Below are 18,128 nucleotides of genomic sequence, written 5' to 3'. Positions count from 1 at the left end.
TTGAAAATTATTGCAATCCTAATCGGAGACCTAAATAAATATCGGCTTGGTCACCGTTTCCTAAAGCAGTTAAAATGGAGCTTGAGCCAATAAAAAAGCCACCAACACCAAATCCTAATCCGGCAGTGAAACCTGAAATTTCATTGGAAGCTAAAGGCGAATATACTTCAAATTTTTTAGCCGTATACCGAGGCGTTACAGAAATTACATTTTGGGTTGTGATTTGATCGTTGGCATCATCTTCATTGAGTTTCTGCTGTCCATAAACGGTTACAAAAAAATTCGGAATCACTTTTACATCGGCATACGCGGAAAAAACAGTTGGTAATTTTGTTTTAAAATCACGTTTTGTAGCAACAGAATTTAAGTAACCGCTGGCCAATAGCAACTGCTCAATGTCTTCCAAACTTGATACGTCTTGAAATTGATTTAAGTCTAAAAATTCACCATCAGGAACATTTAAAATGTAATTTGTAGATTGATTATTGGCATCTTTAAAAGTCATGCTTCCGATGTTTCTCACGGCCAAACCTACATTTAATTTATAACTTTCATTGTCGTCGTCAAGCCTATCTTTCCATTGGTAATTGACTCCGATGTCGGTTGCAAAGCCATTTAATTTACCAAAAATAGAACTCGCATAATTGTCAAAGTCAGTAAAATCGCCGGCCAATTTTCCAGAATAACCAATATTTAAATTAGCCGAAGCATTTGTCAAAGTGACATCGCCTAAATTATTGTTGATTGTTCCCTGAAATTTATCGGCACCAAGATTGGCATATGAACCAGGAAAAAGTAATTTTAAATTGACTCCAGCGCTAAATTTGTGTTCGTCATTTTCAAATAAAATTCTGGAAATCCCAAAGCCAACTTCGCCCCAAGCAGTTCCGTTGGCACGCTGATTGTTGTTGTTTTGAATCGTTGTAGACCCAAGCAATGCACTGACAGCGCTATTTGTAACCGCATCACCAATCGTAGGATCAACGTCGGCGAAATTTATTTTTGCATAAGCTTTGGTTTGAACAGAAAATGCCCATTTATCAATTTTCATTGCAAAACCAGGTCCGTATATTTCTCCGTCAAAACGCAAATCAACGTCTTTATTTCCTTCAAAAAGTTTGTCCTCAATATTATCGCCTCCGACCAAATCATCAAAACCCAATCGATTGCTAGAAAGATTAAAACTTGCCGAAAATACTGAAATTTCATATTTGGATTGAAGATTTGAAAGTTCTGCAGGATTCATTGAAGCATTTAAGAGGCCTCCTCTTTGCGAAGTAGAAATTCCTGAAAAATGTTCTTGTGCTAAGCTCCGAATCCAGACAGGAAACACGATAAAATCAATAAATTTTTCATTGCGATAGAATTTACTATGAATTTAATAAATATTTGTATTATAATTTATTAAATTAACGTAAATTTTCCGATTTTACTTTTGCTTTATATGGCTTTCCAAATCACGTCATCAGGAACAGGAGCAATAATTTGCAAATTTTCCTTTGTGACAGGATGTACAAAAAATAATTTTCTAGCATGCAAATGAATTCCACCATCAGGATTGCTTCGATCAAAACCATATTTCAAATCGCCTTTTATAGGAGATCCGATTGCTGAAAGTTGCGCTCTAATTTGATGATGTCTTCCCGTGTGAAGATTGATCTCCAAAGCAAAATAATTGTTGAGTTCCTTGATGATTTTATAATCCAAACTCGCTACCTTACTATCCGGAACTTTTTTTAAATGTGCTTTTGAAGTATTATTTTTCTCGTTTCTTTTTAAGTAATGAACGAGTTTTGCCTCTTTTTCAGAAGGCTTGTTTTTTACCACAGCCCAATAGGTTTTTTGGGTCTCTCTGTTTGCAAACAATTCATTTAGGCGCGTCAGGGCCTTTGAAGTGCGTGCAAAAACAACAATCCCGGTGGTTGGCCTATCTAGTCGATGAACGACGCCAAGAAAAACGTCACCGGGTTTGTTGTATTTATCTTTAATATATTCTTTAACGACATCGCTTAACGGTTTGTCGCCTGTTTTATCGCCTTGCACAATATCGCCTACGCGTTTATTGACCACAATGATGTGATTGTCTTCGTGGAGAACTTGGAGGTTGTTTTTTGTAGAAACTATTTTCATTATCAAATTATAGAATTAACGAATTTTCTAATTTGATTAATATTGCTCTTTCTCATTAGGGAAATCACTGCTTTTTACATCCGTCACATATTTGCCGATTGCAGTCGTCATTCCGTCATATAAATCCATATATCTGCGTAGAAATCTTGGGCTAAATTCATTGTTCATTCCAAGCATATCATGGATAACCAAAACTTGTCCGTCAACGCCACCGCCAGCTCCAATACCAATAACCGGAATCGTAATGCTTTTAGCTACTTTTTCGGCCAAATGAGCTGGGATTTTCTCTAAAACGATTGCAAAACATCCCAATCTTTCTAATAATTGAGCGTCTTCAATTAGTTTTTCTGCTTCCGCATCTTCTTTGGCACGAACGGTATAGGTTCCGAATTTGTAGATGGATTGAGGTGTCAAGCCTAAATGTCCCATAACCGGAATTCCAGCGTTTAAAATCTTCTTGATTGAATCTTTGATTTCGCTTCCGCCTTCTAATTTTACAGCGTGTCCGCCACTTTCTTTCATAATTCTGATAGATGAACGAAGGGCTTCTTTGGGATCCGATTGGTAGCTTCCAAAAGGCAGATCTACCACCACCAAAGCTCTTGAGACAGCGCGAACTACGCTTGACGCGTGATAAATCATTTGGTCTAACGTAATTGGCAAAGTCGTTTCGTGACCTGCCATCACATTGGAAGCAGAATCGCCTACCAAAATCACGTCAACTCCAGCGCTGTCAACAATTTTTGCCATTGTGAAATCATATGCAGTCAACATTGAAATTTTCTCGCCTTGGGCTTTCATTTCAATCAAGGACTTGGTCGTAATTCTTTTGTAATCTTTTTTTGCTACAGACATTTTATTCCAGATTTATGATTTTAGATTTAAGAGCTGCCTGTGCAAGCACCATCTTAAAAATCTTTTAAACAATCTGTAAATGTACAAATTGCTTTAAGTATGGCTGGCACTTAAAAACAATTTTTTTACAAAAGAAGTTTTTGAAATGTATTATATTGTTTGTAGCGAGTGTTTTAGTACCAAATTTAACAAAAACAACATTAGTATTGTTTTAACAAAGAGAATTAATGTCTGGATTTACTGATTACTAAACTGAAAACATTTAGCAATCTGCCAGATTCACACTGATCGCCAAACCGCCTTCAGACGTTTCTTTGTATTTGGTATTCATGTCTTTAGCGGTTTCCCACATCGTGTTGATGACTTTATCCAAAGGTACTTTTGCGTTTTTTGGATCGGTTTCCAATGCCAATTCTGCCGCATTAATCGCTTTGATCGCACCCATTGTATTTCTTTCAATACACGGAATCTGAACCAAGCCGCCAATTGGATCGCACGTCAAGCCTAGATGGTGTTCCATTGCAATTTCAGCAGCCATAAGGACCTGCGCTGGTTTTCCGCCCATTAATTCGCACAAAGCCGCCGCGGCCATTGCCGAAGAAACGCCTATTTCAGCCTGACAACCACCCATTGCTGCGGAAATTGTTGCGCCTTTTTTGAAGATGCTTCCAATTTCACCGGCAACCATCAAAAATTGCTTGATTTCTTTTTCGCCAGCTTCATGATTTTCAATGACCAAATAATACATCAGAACCGCGGGAATAACGCCAGCGCTTCCATTGGTTGGAGCAGTTACCACACGGCCTAAAGCTGCATTGACTTCATTTACCGCTAAAGCAAAACAGCTGACCCATTTCAAGATTTGGCGAAATTTCACTTCCGTTTTTCTGATGCATTCAAGCCATTCTTGCGGATTCGAATAATTGGCCAGTCCAATTAAATTTTGGTGCATGTCAAAAGCACGACGGCGAACGTTCAGGCCTCCTGGAAGAATTCCTTCAGAATGACAGCCGATGTACATACATTCGAGCATGGTCTCCCAAACGCGCATCAATTCGCTATTGACATTTTCCGGAGTCCGCATCGAGATTTCGTTTTCGTAAACGATTTCTGAAACGTTTTTGTTTTCCTGAATGGTATAATTTAAAAGCTCGTCCGCACGCTGGATTGGGAACGGAAAAGCACATTTTATTTCTAATTTTTTCTTTGCATTCAGGCGCTCTTCTTTAACCACGAAACCGCCACCAATCGAGTAAAAAGTCGATTCATATTCGGTTTCAGAAGTATAAGCCGTAAACGAAAATCCGTTAGAGTGAAACGGAAGAAAATTTTTGTTGAACACGATATCGGTTTCCATATCAAAGGAAATCATCGTTTCGCCAGCCAAATTCAATTCCTTTGTTTTTTTGATCGAAGAAATGATTTTGTCGATATTTTCAATCGGAATAAATTCGGGATCAGCGCCAGTCAAACCCAGCATCACCGCCAAATCTGTGGCGTGGCCTTTGCCGGTAAGCGAAAGGGAACCGAACAGATCAACTTTGATTCTGACAATTTTGCTTAAAATATTTTCTTCACGAAGTTCTTCTAAAAAACGTTCGGCACCGCGCCAAGGTCCCAAAGTATGAGAACTTGAAGGTCCGACACCAATTTTAAGCATATCAAAAACCGAGATACATTCTTCCATAATCTAAAGTGCAAATTTGTGCAAATATATAGGTTTTACCGATTCGCAAACGTTGTAATAAAAGTATTTGCGCAGTAATTCGTTGTTATTTTAAAAATATTATACAATAATAGCGTTTTGGAGTCTTGTGGACTCGGCTCATGTTTACGTTGTCGCTCTTTTTTGTGACGCAAACTGAGTCCGTTTTATGAAGGTTCGGGTTAAAATAGGCCTGAAGTTTCTCAATTAGCCCCGATGGTGGCTTTGTTTGAGCTCTTGTGCCCGTCAAAAAGCGGGGGCAAAGCGAGTGGCACCAGCGTGAAAATGGATAACTGACACAAACTGCCGATTCGCTTCAAAAAATAAAAAATGTCATCTTGTCATATATATAATTGTCACTTTTAACAAAAACTGACAATTTTTATTTTTTTTTGGCTTGGCACAAAGATTGTCTACTGACTATTCGAGTTCAAAAAAACAGAATTAGAAACAAAATAAAAATAAAATGGGTAAAATAATCGGAATTGACTTAGGAACAACAAACTCTTGCGTTTCTGTAATGGAAGGAAGCGAGCCAGTTGTAATTCCTAATGCTGAAGGAAAAAGAACAACACCATCAGTAATTGCATTTGTTGAAGGTGGAGAAATCAAAGTTGGTGATCCTGCAAAAAGACAAGCAGTGACCAATCCAACAAAAACTGTAGCATCTGTAAAACGTTTCATGGGAAATAAATTCTCAGAAAGCACAAACGAAGCTAAAAATGTACCTTACACTGTGGTAAGAGGTGATAACGATACGCCACGTGTGGATATCGACGGCCGTCTTTACACGCCACAAGAATTATCAGCTATGACGCTTCAAAAAATGAAGAAAACAGCTGAAGATTATTTAGGTCAAACTGTTACAGAAGCAGTTATTACTGTTCCTGCTTACTTTAACGATGCGCAACGTCAAGCTACAAAAGAAGCTGGTGAAATTGCTGGTTTGAAAGTGATGCGTATTATCAACGAACCTACAGCTGCAGCTTTAGCGTATGGTTTAGATAAAAAAGGAACAGATCAAAAAATTGCAGTTTACGATTTAGGTGGTGGTACTTTTGATATTTCTATACTTGAATTAGGAGACGGAGTTTTTGAAGTATTGTCTACAAATGGAGATACGCACTTAGGTGGAGATGATTTTGACCAAATGATCATTGATTGGTTGGCTGAAGATTTCAAATCTGAAGAAGGTTTAGATTTGCGTCTTGATCCAATGTCTTTGCAACGTTTGAAAGAAGCTGCTGAAAAAGCAAAAATTGAATTGTCTTCTACAGGAGAAACTGAAATCAACTTGCCATACGTTACAGCTACTGCAACAGGACCAAAACACTTGGTTAAAAAATTGTCAAGAGCTAAATTTGACCAATTAACTGACGCTTTAGTAAAACGTTCAATGGCTCCAGTAGCAAAAGCGTTGAAAGATGCAGGTTTGAATGTTTCTGATATTGACGAAGTTATCTTGGTTGGAGGTTCAACAAGAATCCCAAGAATCCAAGAAGAAGTGGAGAAATTCTTCAACAAAAAACCATCAAAAGGAGTTAATCCTGATGAAGTTGTAGCTATTGGTGCTGCAATTCAAGGTGGCGTTTTATCTGGAGACGTTAAAGATGTATTGTTATTAGACGTTACGCCTTTATCTTTAGGTATCGAAACTATGGGTGGTGTTTTGACAAAATTAATTGAGTCTAACACAACAATCCCAACAAAAAAATCTCAAGTTTTCTCAACAGCTTCTGACAACCAACCATCTGTGGAAATCCACGTTTTGCAAGGAGAAAGAGCAATGGCTGTAGATAACAAAACGATCGGTCGTTTCCACCTTGATGGAATTCCACCAGCAGGTAGAGGTGTTCCACAAATTGAAGTAACTTTTGACATTGATGCTAACGGTATCATCAAAGTTTCTGCAACTGACAAAGGAACTGGCAAATCGCATGATATCAGAATCGAAGCTTCTTCTGGATTGACTCAAGAAGAAATCGAAAGAATGAAAAAAGAAGCAGAAGCAAATGCTGATTCAGATAAAGCGGCTAAAGAAAGGATTGAGAAATTGAATGAAGCTGACAGTATGATTTTCCAAACAGAAAGTCAATTGAAAGAATTCGGTGAAAAATTATCTGATGCTAACAAAACAGCAATCGAATATGCTTTAACTGAATTGAAAATGGCGCACGCTAACCAAGACGTGGCTACAATTCAACCAGCTTTAGACAAAATCAACGAAGCTTGGAAAAATGCTTCTGAGGATATGTACAAGCAAGGTGACGCTCAAGGTGCTCCACAAGATGCACAGCCAGCTGATCAAGGAGATAACGTACAAGACGTTGACTACGAAGAAGTGAAATAATTACTGATCAACATCAGTTAGTAATAAGTACTAAACCGCTGTAAACTTGATGTTTACAGCGGTTTTTCTTTTTTATACTTTTTTGTTTCTGATGCTTTTTAATCTTTTTTCTTCATATATTTGTACCACATTTGTACCGGCACTTAAAAGGCGATAAATTGGCACTTATGTATATTTATGGTAACTTAATGAGGAGATATAGGAGATGAAAAGAATAAATAAACAATGCCTTATCTGCAGGGAAGAATTTCTGCCCAAAAGCGTGGCTTCTGTCTACTGCTCGGCTAAATGCAGCAAAAAGGCATACAAGCTCAAGTTGCTGCAACTTAAAAATGAAGTGGCGCTCAAAGCGCTTGCAGATAAAATACCTGAGAACAGGGCTTTTATTTCTGTTCCCGAAGCTGGCATGCTTTTTGGCATTGCCAAAAGAACCCTTTACCGGCTTGTACGCCAGGGAATAATTCCGTCAGTTAATCTGGGAACCCGCCTTTTAAGAATAGACCGCAAAGTCATGGAAGGGATGTTTGGTCGTGCCTGCAACCTGTCGCAGCCTGAACGCGCGCCGAAGAAAAAATTATACAGCCTTGAAAAAGAAGACTGCTATTCCATCGGCGAAATAGCACAGAGATTTCAAATATCTGAAAGCTCTGTCTACAATCATATCAGGAAATATTCAATCCCTACCAGACAGATCGGAAAGCACGTATATGCACCAAAAATGGAAATTGATAATTTGTATAACGGAAATGATTTCTTATGAAGCAACTAGCAAAAACCAAAGTGACTGTGCGTCTTCGAAAAGCAGAAGACCGAAAAGAATGGTATGTTTACATAGAAAGCTATCCTGTAGAGGTTTCCGGAAAGAATACTCCCCAAAGAATCCGTGAATATTTAAACAGATCCATAACATCAGTGGAGTGGGACAAGAATAGAGTTGCCCGCACAGATGCAGAGGGCGTAAAATCCTATAAACCCAAGCGCAACGATAACGGAATAATAATCTGCAGAAGCGAAAGCGACCGTGAAATAATGCTGTATGCTGACGCAGTAAAGGCACATGAACAATTTTTGCAGGTGTGCGAACTGATGAGCATCCCACAAAATAAGTTGCTTGAGATAAGAAAAGGATCCAACAATTCACTTGAAGAAAACTTAAAGGTCAACAAGCAGACTATTCTTGAGAAAAAATCAGTCTTAGAAGAAACGCAGGAGAAAATGTTTTCAGTTGAAGAAAAGTGGATTAAAAACGAGATATCAAAAGATACCTATGAAAGATGGTATTCAAATTACAGCTCGACGATACTTTCCTGCAAAGGTGCTATTGAGCGACTCAGTAAAGTTGAGAATAAGGCATTTTCGATTCTTCAGAACAATTTGGATATGCTTGGGGATGTAAAAGAAGTTTACCTGCGGTCGGATATAATGCAGAAAAGAGAATTTGTAAAGTTGGTGTTCGACAGCAACTTATACTATCAGGAAGGCATCTATCGAACACCTACAATGATGGATATTTTGTCTGTTAACTATCTGAAAATGAAAGAAAAAGGTCTTCTGAATTATCAAAAAAAAAGGGATGATTTTTCAATCATCCCTGCCAGTGGAGTCGGGGAGAGTCGAACTCCCGTCCAAACAAGCAACTAAAAAGATTTCTACGCGTTTATTTCTTGATTGGATTTTCGTCATTGTGCAAGGCCAAGAACAGCCACACAACACTTATCTTCTTAGTTGTCAAAACAGCCCCGAAGCTTAACTGTTTCTAGGTTTATTTTTACGGTTCTCCTTTAAAGAACGCCACAAACCAAGGCTTTCAAGGAGAATCCTGCTTCCCTACCTGGTAGGGACGAGGCTAATCTTACTATAATTCAGATTATGCAGCTAGAGCGTAGTTATTTTCGCCGTGTAAAAGTGTTAGGACCATTTAGTTACGAGAATTGTCCCAGTTCTCGACGTGCTTACTTTTCAATTCGACTTGCTGTCAAAACCAGTCGACCCCAATATGTAAAAGAACTATTGCGTTTTAACGCAAATAATATGCCACAAAAGTAATCAATTTTTTTACATTTCCTAAACCTTAATTTGTCACATCGTCTTTATCTAATTTTATAGGATATTGACCAAACAAGGGTGCCAATTTCCAAACTTTATAGGTTTTTAAAGTATATTTATTTGACAAAGCAATGATGGCTACGGTGTCTGTTTTTAACTTTACATAGGATGACGTATTTCCGTGCCACCACCCGTTGTGATAATACAATTTCTCACCTGTTTCCCATTCCAACATTCTAATTCCTAAACCATAATTTTTTGTCCCTTTGTGCTCATAGCTATATCCTTTGAAAGCTTCGCTGACCAAAACAGAATTTAAAAACTGATCAGAATAAGTAGCCATATCAAATTTTAAAAGGTCTCGTGGTGTTGAATACACGTTTTTATCGCCATACACATCATCAAGGTGATTGTTTTCATACAAAACTTTGTTTCCTTTGTACGATTGGCTAGCCGTATCTTTGTGTTTTTCATAATCAAAAACAAACGTATTTTTCATTCCCAAAGGTTCAAAAATCATTTCTTTCATTGCAGTGCGGTAATTTTTTCCGGTCACTTTTTCGATGACTAGCGCAAGAATCGCATAATTCGTGTTGCAGTAGCCGAATTTTCGGTCAGGCTTAAAATAAAGTCCAAATTTATGCTTGGCCAAAAGATCCAAAATATCTTGGTTATGAAGCATTTTTGAACGTTCCCAAACTTTGGTATCATCCGCAAAATAAGCATAATTAGGCAATCCGCTTCGATGATTCAAAAGCATTTTTATGGTAATTTCTTCATACGGAAATGACGGCAGAATTTTATTGACTTTATCTTCTAAACTCAATTTTTCTCGGTCCACAAGACGCAGAACGGCAGTAGCTGTCAACACTTTCGTAACCGAAGCGACGTGGATTGGCGTAGTGGAATTAATTTTTTCATCTGTAGAAAAATTAGATTTTCCCTCATATTTTTCATAGATGATTTTACCATTTTTTGCTACTAAAAAACTTCCATTCATTGAATTGTTAGGCCAGTTTTTTTCAAAAAACAGATCTAAACTCTTTTTTTTGTCCTCAATGTATTTTGGATCGAGCTTTTTGTCTTTAATTTTATAGGGAGAAAGGGCATCAGAATCAATAATTTCTGTTTCGTGGGAAGCGATATTTTTTTCTTTTTCCTTACAAGAGCCTAAAAATAATGCTGATGCAAGAAGTGGAATATAGATGTATTTAGGGAATTTCATTAGTTTGGTAGTATAAAGCAAATATAAAAAAACAGATAAGTTTGTTTAGTACTTTAACATAATAAAGAGTGGATTATTGTATCACATGTTTCATTTTAGTTGTTAAAATGCTGTATTTCAAATAGTAAAATCAATATTCTATTTTTTACAATAAACCAAAAAAAACCTTGCAGGGATTTCTAGTAAAAGTTATATTTGGAACAAATTATATCATTGTAGTGGTTTTGAAATGACACAAAATGTTATTTAGTTAAAAAAATACAATTTATATGATTTCACCTAATAAACTATAACTAATCTACCACATCTTAAATTATTAAAAAAAGCATGAAATTCGGAATCCTAAAAGAAAGAAAAAACCCACCAGATAGACGCGTAGTTTTTACCCCTAAAGAAGCTTCAAGATTAAGTAGCGAACATCCAGAAGTTGAAATTGAAGTTGAAAGTTCTGATATTAGGGTTTTTAGTGATGAAGAATATGCAAAAGAAGGTCTTAAGGTAGTTTCTGATGTATCCGATTGCGATGTGCTTTTTGGAGTGAAAGAAGTTCCAGTTGAAGCATTAATTCCAAATAAAAAATACTTTTTCTTCTCACATACGATCAAGAAACAAGTTCATAACAGAAAATTGTTGAAAGCAATTCTTGAGAAAAATATTGACTTGTACGACCACGAAACTATCGTAGACGCTGATTTTAGAAGATTAATTGGTTTTGGAAGATACGCCGGAATTGTTGGTGCGTACAACGGAATCAGAGCTTTTGGAATCAAATTTGAATTGTTTGCACTTCCAAAAGCAGAAACACTTTCCAATCGCGAAGAATTAATTGCAAGATTGAAAAGACCCGTTCTTCCTCCCATAAAAATTGTTTTGACCGGAAACGGAAAAGTGGGAATGGGGGCGAAAGAAATTCTGGATGCGATGAAAATTAAAGAAGTTTCAGTAGAAAACTTTCTTTCAAAAAAATATTCAGGACCTGTTTATGTTCAAATAGATGTTTTGGATTACAACAAAAGAATCGACGGTAGCGAAGGTACAAAAGAAGATTTTTACCAAAATCCAGAAAAATATACTTCAGATTTTGAGCGTTTCACTAAAGTGGCAGATATTTATATGGCAGGGCATTTTTATGGAAATGGAGCTCCAGTGATTTTGACACAAGAAATGCTTCAATCAAATTCAAATGCTATAAAAGTGGTGGCTGATATTTCGTGCGATGTGGATGGACCGATTGCGTCAACTATAAAAGCATCCACGATTGCAGAACCGATTTTTGGTTATTTGCCTAGTGAACACAAAGAAGTAGATGTTTTTCATCCAGGTGCGATTGTGGTGATGTCAGTAGATAATTTGCCATGCGAATTACCTAAGGATGCGAGTGAAGGTTTTGGAGAAATGTTTATGGAACATGTTATTCCTGCGTTTTTTAATGGCGATAAAGACGGAATTTTAAAGAGAGCTAAAGTGACTGAAAATGGAAAGTTGACGGAACGATTTCAATACCTTCAGGCTTTTGTGGACGGAGAATAATTTAAGTTACATACTAAAACCGCAGATTTGCAGATTATTTGAAAATTTAATCTTCCAAATCTGCGGTTTTTTTTGTGTTGCAAAAATTGAATTTATAACTTTATAAAAAAAATATGAAAAAGATAGCAAAAAATTTGGTGCTGATTTTGGCAATTGCTGGAATCACAAGCTGTAACTCAAATAAAAAAGCAACAGTAACTGAAGATGGAACCGAAGTCGTGAAAGTCAGAATGCCTGATGAAACGCCTGAAAGTAAAGCGGAAGAAAAAGATAGTGTTGCAACAGTGGAAGGGGAAGTAAAAGAAATCAACCAAGGAAAAGACGGTTATACTGCCATTTTAACTACGGAAGGTGGAATTTATTATGTAACTATCAGTATCCCTAATTTAAAAGATCCAAAGCAATATCGTGTGGTTAAAATTGGTGAAACAATTAAGGTTTCCGGAGATTCTTGGAAAATGGAAGAAGACAATTATATCACGGTTAGAGAGCTATTTTAATTTGATTTTATAAAATTTTGAAAAAAGTAATTATAATATATTTTTTGTTGGTATGCCTTATGGCGAAAGCTCAAGATGTTGAGAGCTATCACGACAGTATTTATAATAATTTGATGAATCATACTCCAAAAAATTTTGTTATTGACGAAGTTTCAAAGACCCAGAGTGACTTTTTAGGATTTAAGTTAAATTCTATTTTAGATTGAAATTTGCTTATGAATTTCAGGATGAACTTAAGCTTCAAGAACAAGAAATTAAATGGTTAAACTCACAGATTAATGAAATGGCATTAGCTTTTTCCCTCGAAGGAAATCCGATTTTGATTAGGAAAACGGGAGGTTATTCTGGTTGTGAAGAAGTTAAAGTTAATGAAGCGATTATAAATGAAAAAAGAGTTACAATTTTAAACTTTTGTTTTACTTGTAAAGGTGCAGGACGGCTTGAAGAATTTATAAATATTTTTAATAATAGAAGTAAAAAATTACTCAAAATAAAAACTGAATTTTAGTTTTTAAATTTTAAAATATAAAAAAACCTGATAAACATTTATCAGGTTTTTTTGTGCGTTGTTGTTCTGGATTGTAAAGTGAGAAAATGGATTTTATGATAGCCCAGATAGTGCCAACCAGCAGGAAAATGGAAGGCTGATAATGACGGAACTTTCGCTTCAAATTAGAATCTAATTTTTTAAATTGTTCCAATCGATTTTTCGGGAGAAATACATAATTAAGCCTAAAATTAGGAACAAACCGATGCTTCCGACTAAAAGGGCGTAATTTTCTAATTGGATGATGACGAAGATGAAGGTGTAAAGTACCGTGAGCGAAAAGGCGATTAATAGTGGAAATTTTCTGTTTTTTAATAACGAAATGGAGTAGAGCGAAATCATCACGACAACTGAAATTCCGGCGATGACGTAGGCTTTCAGGAAGTTGCTGTGTTCTGTGATGGAGATTAAAAGCGTGTAAAACATAATAAGGGCGAGGCCGATCATTGTGTAATTAAAGATGTGGATGCTGATTTTGCTGATGGATTGGATGACAAAAAAAATCAGGAAAGTGAGGCCGATGACCAAAAAACCATATTTGGAAGCGCGTTCGTTTTTTTGATATTCATCAACGGGAATGATAAAATCGACTCCGAAAGCGTATTTTTCAAGATTGGGAAGTACGCCAAAATAACTTTGCGCAAACGGGCGGTTGAATTCAAGGATTTTCCAATTGGCTTCAAAACCGTTGGCATTTGTCTTTTTTTCGTCGCCGTTGGGCAGAAAATACCCAGAAAATTTTGGCGATGTCCAGTTTGATTTGATGTTAGCCGAATTGGTTTTGGCAATGGGAACGAGCATCAATTGTTGGCTTCCGTTGTAAGACACGTCAAAGTTGAATGTGGCTTTGTTGTCTGAAAAATATTCAAACAAATTAATGGGTTCGGTTTGCAATTGAGATAGTAAACTGTTGTTGCTGTCAGCGGTGTTGAACTCTAAAGTTTTACCTGCGAAATTAATTTTCATTCCGTCTTTGATGCTTTTTAAATTGCTGGTATTGATGATTATCGTGGATTTGTCCCAAAGAATATTTTCGGGCGAGATGCTTTCTCGGGTAAATGACGGCATCGAAAAATTACCTTTAAATTTCATTTCTGAAGAAAAGACGACGGCATCATAATTGTTACGCTGTTTTTCGGTGGTTTTTACGTTGATTTTACTATCTAATTCATCAGGAAAAAAATAAGCATAATTTGTTTCTGTAATAAAGTCAGCGGTATTGGCGATAGGCGTGTGGACCAAATACGGAACTTTGATGATTGGACCATATAGCAGTACGCTTTCGCCCCATTTGGAGGTGATTTCTGTGATGACTTCTTTTTTTCTTTCGGCACGTTCGGCAATTAAATTTTGAACGAAAGAAAGCGGAATTAACAAAACCAGCGTTAAGATTCCGACCATACTTACTTTGGCGGTTGCGGACTGAAAAACGGACTGAAAGAAAGAATTTTGATTTTCCATTTTGATTGATTTATAGATTAATAATTGATTTTAAAAGCTTGCTGAATTGTTTTTACGGGAACCAAAAGCATTTTTGAATAATCGAGATAATGAAACTGCAAGGCGTTTTGACCACGATGCATTTGCTGTTTGAAATAATTGATTTTGGTTGGATAAAAAATGTTCCAGTTAGCATTACCATATATAAATAAAGGCTTCGCTTGCCGTTTCCGAATAATAAATATTGCATTCCGATTTCTTCAGGAACTGAAATTCCGGTATTTGTGAGTACGTGAACGACATCGTGATCTTCTAATTTTGGCTGAATATCAAAGTTGTGTTTCAATAAAAAACAGCCCAGATGAAAACCCAACGTTTCTTCAGGATAGTGCAGAAATTCTTGCTGAGAAATGTTCCAAGGTTGGTTTTTCTTGAAGAATTTTTGGTAGGGCTTTTTACTGATTTCGTATAATTTTTCGATAAGTAAATCTTTCATAGACAATTTAATTTAGTTTTTTAAAGTACTTTGTTTTTCAAAGTAAATAGGTAAAAAAAAGCGCTAACTTTTTTGGATTAATTTTTCAAGCGCTTCAATATGTTCTTTGAATGCTTTTTTTCCATCTTTGGTGGCAATGTATCTTGTGTTAGGTTTTTTGCCAATAAACTGTTTTTCGATAGAAATATAGCTTTCTGATTCTAAAGCTTTTGTGTGGCTTGCCAAATTTCCGTCGGTAACACCCAAAAGTTCTTTCAGCAGATTAAAATCTGCCGATTCATTGACCATCAAAATAGACATAATGCCGAGCCTGATTCTGTGGTCAAATGCTTTGTTTATATTTTGGATGATGTTTTTCATTTGTTTTTTTTAGAGGTGCAAAATTAATCTTTAAATTTAGAGATTACTCTTTCTCATATTTAAAATACATTACCGCTCCATAAAAAATGTGGCAAAATCCAAAACCTAACGCCCAAAATAATAATCCGTATCCTAAAAATTTAGTTGAAATTAATCCTAAAACAATCATCGTAATTCCTAAATAACGAATGCCTCCAAGGGTATGTTTGCTGGCATTTACGCAAGCCAATCCATAAAATATGAGTGTAAGAGGAGCGACTAATCCCAACATTTCTTTTTCTATTAAAAACAAGATGAAGATACCGCCAGTTACCAACGGAATCATAAAATTGATCAGTAATCTTTTTGACGAAGAATCCCAAAATTTCTCGTTTTGGCTTTCAGCTTTGCGATAGCTCAAGATGATTCCGGTTGCCAAAGAAAGTACGATAACGCTAATGGCAATGGCAAATAGCTTTTCGACAGATTCTTGTGTAATGATCAAGTTTCGGTAATTGCCAAAAGTCTGTGTGTCTAAATAAATGGTGTTGTAAGTCAACCAAGCGCCTACTAAAGAATAAATTCCGGCCAAGATTCCTGACAAACCACTTAACGACATAAATCGCGAAGAACGGTTCATTATATTCTTGATTTCTGAAATGTCATTTAGATATTTATTTGCTTCCATAAAAAAGTACTTTGAATAACAAAGTAAATAAATTAAAATGTAAGAACAAAAAAATCCCCCGAAATTTTCGAAGGATTTTTATAATTTATTTTTTAGCACTTTTTCTATAGTCTGAAAATACCGCCAACACTCACAATTCTTTGCAAAAAGCCAAAATGTTGCGAAGCACTATCGGCGTTGCTTGATGTTGTTTTAATATCATTCATATTAATGTAACCGCCTTTTAAATCTCCCTGTATATAAAAATACTTGAAAAAGGTAAAATTTAGTCCGACTTGTGCGGAAAGACCGTAACCCGAAATATGAAAATCATCGTGTCTTTCTTTGCTTAGCAATGTTGCGTTTGTCTTTGGATAAAGAATTCCTGCGCCAATACCTTCGGTCAAGTTGATTTGAAATTTATCTGTATTAGGAAGTCCGAACCAACTGGAAATATCATCAAAACGATTCACTTGAATGTTCACATAATTCAATCCGTCAGTATGTTCAAATTTCAAGAAATCTTCAGTCATTCGAGTAGGAGTATTGCTATAAGGTCCATTGTGAATAGAACCTGCTTCGCTCTGTGGAAGATTTATTTCTCCACTCACATTTGCCATCTGATTTTGCGTCATCACATATTTCATGTGGTCAATACCAATACTCACGTTGTAATGATCTGAAATAAAATAACCAATCTTAAAATTGGTTTGTGGAATGGTCATTCGCGCTGGATTGATATAATCCACGTGATAACCTTTTCCCTTGTCATGAGCCTTCACGTCGTTAACGGTAAAATCATAACCGTCTCCTTTAAAATGAATGTCAGATTTAGTATAGTTATCCCTATTTCCGCCCCACGAAATAAAAAATTTTCCTTTATTGTGGGCAGTGTATTTTTCAGGTGTCGTTGCCGCGTCTTGGGCAAAGGTGTACTGTGAAAAAGCACAAAAAAAAGTTAGTACAGCCATTAAAAATGGATGTTTCAAAAGAGGTATTTATTTTAGGTATTAAAATTTGTTAACGGTTTGTCTGATTGCAACCAATTTTGTCATTAAATCTTCAAAATATTTAAGATCTAACATATTAGCGCCATCACTTTTTGCATTTGCTGGATCAAAATGAGTTTCAATGAAAATTCCGTCCACGCCCACAGCAATTCCTGCTTTTGCAACGGTTTCAATCATATCAGGTCTTCCGCCCGTTACACCAGCAGTTTGGTTTGGCTGTTGCAAAGAGTGCGTCACGTCAAGAACTGTCGACGCATATTGTTGCATCGTCGGGATTCCTCTGTAATCTACAATCATATCTTGGTAGCCAAACATGGTTCCTCGATCTGTCACCATGACTTTTTCATTTTGGCAATCTAAAACTTTTTGAACCGCGTGCTTCATACTTTCCGGACTCATAAATTGTCCTTTTTTCAAATTCACGACTTTTCCGGTATTTGCTGCAGCAACAACCAAATCCGTTTGGCGAACTAAAAACGCCGGAATCTGAAGCACGTCAACATATTCTGCTGCCATGGCCGCATCTTCGTTGGTGTGAATATCAGTAACTGTAGGAACTCCAAACGTTTCTGATACTTTTCTTAAAATTTTTAATGCTTTTTCATCGCCAATTCCAGAGAAACTGTCAATTCTTGAACGGTTTGCTTTTTTGAAAGAACCTTTAAAAACGAAAGGAATGTGTAATTTATCAGTAACATCAACCAACTTTTCAGCAATTCTCAAAGCCATTTCTTCTCCTTCAATAGCACAAGGACCCGCTAAAAGAAAGAAATTATCTGCGTCCAAGTGTTTAATTTGTGGAATATCTTGTAAATTCATAAGTGTTGTTTTTGAAGGTGCAAATTTACGAATAAAATCAATGAAAAAATATTTTATTGGAAAAGTTTAAGAAGCGAAAAGACAGTGATTTATCAGTGATCCATTTTCCCGCTTTCTGCTACAATTTTTTTGTTCTTAAAGAAAGAACAAAAAAGATTTCCGCTACAATCGGGGCTATTTGAAAAACTTCAGATTTTTTTTAAACTTTTGGATCATTGCGTTGATCTACTATTTGAATGCTAGTATGCGTACTATTGTAAATTGAATTTTTCTCCTGCTGTGGCAAGCGTCCCGCTTGTGATTTCTCTCAAAAATATATTTTGTTTGTCGGCAAGAGCGGGAGGCTCGCGCCTGTGTGGGTAGTTCAGTTAAATTAGTAAATTAAAACTTTCAATTTTGCACTAACTTGAGCAACAGCTTTTTAATTTTACTAAATTAAGAAAAAGGAAATATAAAAAAGTTCGCCATA

General features: G+C 36.2%; 17 protein-coding genes and 1 other RNA gene. 6 read left to right on the top strand and 12 right to left on the bottom strand.

Features of this window, described 5'->3' with window-relative positions; all coding sequences use genetic code 11:
* Positions 1-7: 7 nt before the first annotated feature.
* From EG849_RS14160 to EG849_RS14145, 4 genes are all read right to left on the bottom strand, one after another.
* A complete protein-coding gene (locus EG849_RS14160) occupies positions 8-1,333 on the bottom strand; it encodes a hypothetical protein (protein ID WP_233581811.1) in 1,326 nt (441 codons plus the stop codon).
* Positions 1,334-1,440: 107 nt separating this feature from the next.
* A complete protein-coding gene (locus tag EG849_RS14155; RefSeq protein WP_199732331.1) occupies positions 1,441-2,130 on the bottom strand; it encodes an RluA family pseudouridine synthase in 690 nt (229 codons plus the stop codon).
* Positions 2,131-2,166: 36 nt separating this feature from the next.
* Positions 2,167-2,985 carry a 3-methyl-2-oxobutanoate hydroxymethyltransferase gene (gene panB, locus EG849_RS14150; RefSeq protein ID WP_125013880.1) on the bottom strand — a complete coding sequence of 273 codons (819 nt, stop codon included), beginning with the start codon at positions 2,983-2,985 and terminating at the stop codon, positions 2,167-2,169.
* 262 nt (positions 2,986-3,247) lie between these two features.
* Positions 3,248-4,672 (bottom strand): L-serine ammonia-lyase, encoded by a 1,425-nt coding sequence (locus tag EG849_RS14145; protein ID WP_125013878.1) that lies wholly within the window; start codon positions 4,670-4,672, stop codon positions 3,248-3,250.
* A gap of 484 nt (positions 4,673-5,156) precedes the next feature.
* On the opposite strand from EG849_RS14145, the gene dnaK reads away from it, so the two are divergent.
* The 3 genes from dnaK to EG849_RS15880 all read left to right on the top strand — a co-directional run bounded on the left by dnaK (position 5,157) and on the right by EG849_RS15880 (position 8,681).
* Positions 5,157-7,040 carry a molecular chaperone DnaK gene (dnaK, locus tag EG849_RS14140; protein ID WP_125013876.1) on the top strand — a complete coding sequence of 628 codons (1,884 nt, stop codon included), beginning with the start codon at positions 5,157-5,159 and terminating at the stop codon, positions 7,038-7,040.
* A 205-nt stretch (positions 7,041-7,245) separates the two neighbouring features.
* Positions 7,246-7,800 (top strand): helix-turn-helix domain-containing protein, encoded by a 555-nt coding sequence (locus EG849_RS14135; RefSeq protein WP_125013874.1) that lies wholly within the window; start codon positions 7,246-7,248, stop codon positions 7,798-7,800.
* Positions 7,797-8,681, top strand: coding sequence for a hypothetical protein (locus EG849_RS15880; protein ID WP_233581810.1), 885 nt, complete (start codon positions 7,797-7,799; stop codon positions 8,679-8,681). Before EG849_RS14135 ends, EG849_RS15880 begins: the two co-directional genes overlap by 4 nt.
* Here EG849_RS15880 and ssrA read toward each other — a convergent pair.
* Both ssrA and EG849_RS14120 read right to left on the bottom strand, forming a co-directional pair.
* Positions 8,636-9,033, bottom strand: a transfer-messenger RNA (tmRNA) gene (gene ssrA / locus EG849_RS14125). The two genes, EG849_RS15880 and ssrA, sit on opposite strands and share 46 nt — an antisense overlap.
* Positions 9,034-9,111: 78 nt before the next feature.
* The gene (locus EG849_RS14120; RefSeq protein ID WP_125013872.1) at positions 9,112-10,311 is read right to left on the bottom strand and encodes a serine hydrolase domain-containing protein; all 1,200 of its coding nucleotides are present in this window, start codon (positions 10,309-10,311) and stop codon (positions 9,112-9,114) included.
* Between the two features lie 327 nt (positions 10,312-10,638).
* Between EG849_RS14120 and EG849_RS14115 the strand changes: the two genes are divergently transcribed.
* The 3 genes from EG849_RS14115 (at position 10,639) to EG849_RS14105 (ending at position 12,849) form a co-directional block, all read left to right on the top strand.
* Positions 10,639-11,841: an NAD(P)-dependent oxidoreductase gene (locus EG849_RS14115; RefSeq protein WP_125013870.1), complete on the top strand. Its 1,203-nt coding sequence runs from the start codon at positions 10,639-10,641 to the stop codon at positions 11,839-11,841.
* 113 nt (positions 11,842-11,954) lie between these two features.
* On the top strand, positions 11,955-12,341 hold the full coding sequence (locus EG849_RS14110) for a hypothetical protein (RefSeq protein ID WP_125013868.1): 387 nt from the start codon (positions 11,955-11,957) through the stop codon (positions 12,339-12,341).
* Positions 12,342-12,543: 202 nt separating this feature from the next.
* Entirely contained in the window at positions 12,544-12,849 is a 306-nt protein-coding gene (locus EG849_RS14105; RefSeq protein WP_125013866.1) for a hypothetical protein, read from the top strand.
* 171 nt (positions 12,850-13,020) lie between these two features.
* Here EG849_RS14105 and creD read toward each other — a convergent pair whose 3' ends face one another.
* The 6 genes from creD to kdsA all read right to left on the bottom strand — a co-directional run bounded on the left by creD (position 13,021) and on the right by kdsA (position 17,659).
* On the bottom strand, positions 13,021-14,349 hold the full coding sequence (gene creD / locus EG849_RS14100; protein WP_125013864.1) for a cell envelope integrity protein CreD: 1,329 nt from the start codon (positions 14,347-14,349) through the stop codon (positions 13,021-13,023).
* 52 nt (positions 14,350-14,401) lie between these two features.
* Positions 14,402-14,824 (bottom strand): ubiquinone biosynthesis protein COQ4, encoded by a 423-nt coding sequence (locus EG849_RS14095; protein WP_233581809.1) that lies wholly within the window; start codon positions 14,822-14,824, stop codon positions 14,402-14,404.
* Positions 14,825-14,887: 63 nt separating this feature from the next.
* Complete coding sequence (locus EG849_RS14090; RefSeq protein ID WP_125013862.1) at positions 14,888-15,184, bottom strand: winged helix-turn-helix domain-containing protein; 297 nt, start codon at positions 15,182-15,184, stop codon at positions 14,888-14,890.
* 43 nt (positions 15,185-15,227) lie between these two features.
* Positions 15,228-15,851, bottom strand: a complete 624-nt coding sequence (locus tag EG849_RS14085; protein WP_125013860.1) for a hypothetical protein — start codon at positions 15,849-15,851, stop codon at positions 15,228-15,230.
* A 104-nt stretch (positions 15,852-15,955) separates the two neighbouring features.
* A complete protein-coding gene (locus EG849_RS14080) occupies positions 15,956-16,801 on the bottom strand; it encodes a hypothetical protein (protein WP_125013858.1) in 846 nt (281 codons plus the stop codon).
* A gap of 39 nt (positions 16,802-16,840) precedes the next feature.
* Positions 16,841-17,659, bottom strand: a complete 819-nt coding sequence (gene kdsA / locus EG849_RS14075) for a 3-deoxy-8-phosphooctulonate synthase (protein ID WP_125013856.1) — start codon at positions 17,657-17,659, stop codon at positions 16,841-16,843.
* Positions 17,660-18,128 lie beyond the last annotated feature (469 nt).

This window comes from Flavobacterium macacae, from assembly GCF_003865365.1.
GTDB lineage: Bacteria > Bacteroidota > Bacteroidia > Flavobacteriales > Flavobacteriaceae > Flavobacterium > Flavobacterium macacae.
The sequence above is the reverse complement of the archived record's forward strand: the minus strand, read 5'-3'. Positions and strand labels throughout refer to the sequence as shown.

Excerpts from the sequence above, each read along its gene's own strand:
- EG849_RS14155 (WP_199732331.1), bottom strand. The coding sequence starts at position 2,130 with ATGAAAATAGTTTCTACAAAAAACAACCTCCAAGTTCTCCACGAAGAC.
- panB (WP_125013880.1), bottom strand. The coding sequence starts at position 2,985 with ATGTCTGTAGCAAAAAAAGATTACAAAAGAATTACGACCAAGTCCTTG.
- EG849_RS14145 (WP_125013878.1), bottom strand. The coding sequence starts at position 4,672 with ATGGAAGAATGTATCTCGGTTTTTGATATGCTTAAAATTGGTGTCGGA.
- dnaK (WP_125013876.1), top strand. The coding sequence starts at position 5,157 with ATGGGTAAAATAATCGGAATTGACTTAGGAACAACAAACTCTTGCGTT.
- EG849_RS14135 (WP_125013874.1), top strand. The coding sequence starts at position 7,246 with ATGAAAAGAATAAATAAACAATGCCTTATCTGCAGGGAAGAATTTCTG.
- EG849_RS15880 (WP_233581810.1), top strand. The coding sequence starts at position 7,797 with ATGAAGCAACTAGCAAAAACCAAAGTGACTGTGCGTCTTCGAAAAGCA.
- EG849_RS14120 (WP_125013872.1), bottom strand. The coding sequence starts at position 10,311 with ATGAAATTCCCTAAATACATCTATATTCCACTTCTTGCATCAGCATTA.
- EG849_RS14115 (WP_125013870.1), top strand. The coding sequence starts at position 10,639 with ATGAAATTCGGAATCCTAAAAGAAAGAAAAAACCCACCAGATAGACGC.
- EG849_RS14110 (WP_125013868.1), top strand. The coding sequence starts at position 11,955 with ATGAAAAAGATAGCAAAAAATTTGGTGCTGATTTTGGCAATTGCTGGA.
- creD (WP_125013864.1), bottom strand. The coding sequence starts at position 14,349 with ATGGAAAATCAAAATTCTTTCTTTCAGTCCGTTTTTCAGTCCGCAACC.
- EG849_RS14095 (WP_233581809.1), bottom strand. The coding sequence starts at position 14,824 with ATGAAAGATTTACTTATCGAAAAATTATACGAAATCAGTAAAAAGCCC.
- EG849_RS14090 (WP_125013862.1), bottom strand. The coding sequence starts at position 15,184 with ATGAAAAACATCATCCAAAATATAAACAAAGCATTTGACCACAGAATC.
- EG849_RS14085 (WP_125013860.1), bottom strand. The coding sequence starts at position 15,851 with ATGGAAGCAAATAAATATCTAAATGACATTTCAGAAATCAAGAATATA.
- EG849_RS14080 (WP_125013858.1), bottom strand. The coding sequence starts at position 16,801 with ATGGCTGTACTAACTTTTTTTTGTGCTTTTTCACAGTACACCTTTGCC.
- kdsA (WP_125013856.1), bottom strand. The coding sequence starts at position 17,659 with ATGAATTTACAAGATATTCCACAAATTAAACACTTGGACGCAGATAAT.